Below are 927 nucleotides of genomic sequence, written 5' to 3' on the forward strand. Positions count from 1 at the left end.
TGAAGGTCTCGTCGCCCTCGACCAGATAATCGCCGACGACGCTGAACGGAATCGTGGCGCTGGTCTCGCCATCGGCAAACGTTACCGTGCCGGTGAGCGCCCCTGAAACATCGGCGCCCGTCGCCCGGCCTGCGCCACCCGGCAGCGTGATGACATAGTCCACGCTCACCGCGCCGCTTGACCCATCGGTGCGTGTGAGCGTGAAGGCGCCCGCCGTGGTGCCGGTATCGCCCTCGCTCACCGACACATTGGCGACCGAGATCGATCCCGGCTGCGTCACGGTAAAGCTGAAGTTGTTGGCGCTCTGGTCGAGATCGACTCCCCCGTTCGCGGTGCCGCCATTGTCCTGCACCTGGAAGGTGAAGCTCGGCGTGCCCGCGCTCGTGCCCGCCGTGTAGGTCAACCTGCCCGCCGCGATGTCGGCGGCGCTGATCGACTGGCCGGCGGTGACCGCGACCGGCGCATTGCCGCCCGCCCCGTCCGCGTCGTAGAACAACGTACCAGCGCCCGGCAGTGTCGTGATCGTCACCGCGAGCAGGCTGTTGCCATCGGTATCGCTGAAGCCGAAGTCGGCAACGCCAAAGACGCGCGTGGCGCCAGCGAGCAGCGACGCGCTGCCATCGGTGCCCGCAGGCGCATCGTTGATTGACCGCACATCGAAAGTGAGAGTGTTCGAGCTCGCGTCGAGGTCGACGCCACCGTTGGCGGTGCCGCCATTATCCTGCACCTGGAAGGTGAAGCTCGCATAGGCGTCGCCATTGGCATCGAGCGCCGGGGTGAACAGCAGTTGCGGCAGGCTCGCGACCGGGATCGACTGGCCCGCCGTGACGGCCACGCCGTTCAGCGTCAGCGCGCCTGCGTTCGGCAAGGTCGTGATCGTGACAGCGAGCAGGTTGTTGCCGTCGGTGTCGGAGAACCCGAAGTCCG

Annotated in this window: 1 protein-coding gene; it reads right to left on the bottom strand. The window is 67.1% G+C overall.

The genetic code is table 11. The features are described 5' to 3' along the window. The coding region (locus AX672_RS12975; RefSeq protein WP_331711200.1) for a Calx-beta domain-containing protein at positions 1-927 on the bottom strand (927 nt) is incomplete at both ends.

Source organism: Sphingomonas sp. CCH10-B3, from assembly GCF_001556185.1.
Taxonomy (GTDB): Bacteria; Pseudomonadota; Alphaproteobacteria; order Sphingomonadales; family Sphingomonadaceae; genus Sphingomonas; species Sphingomonas aquatica.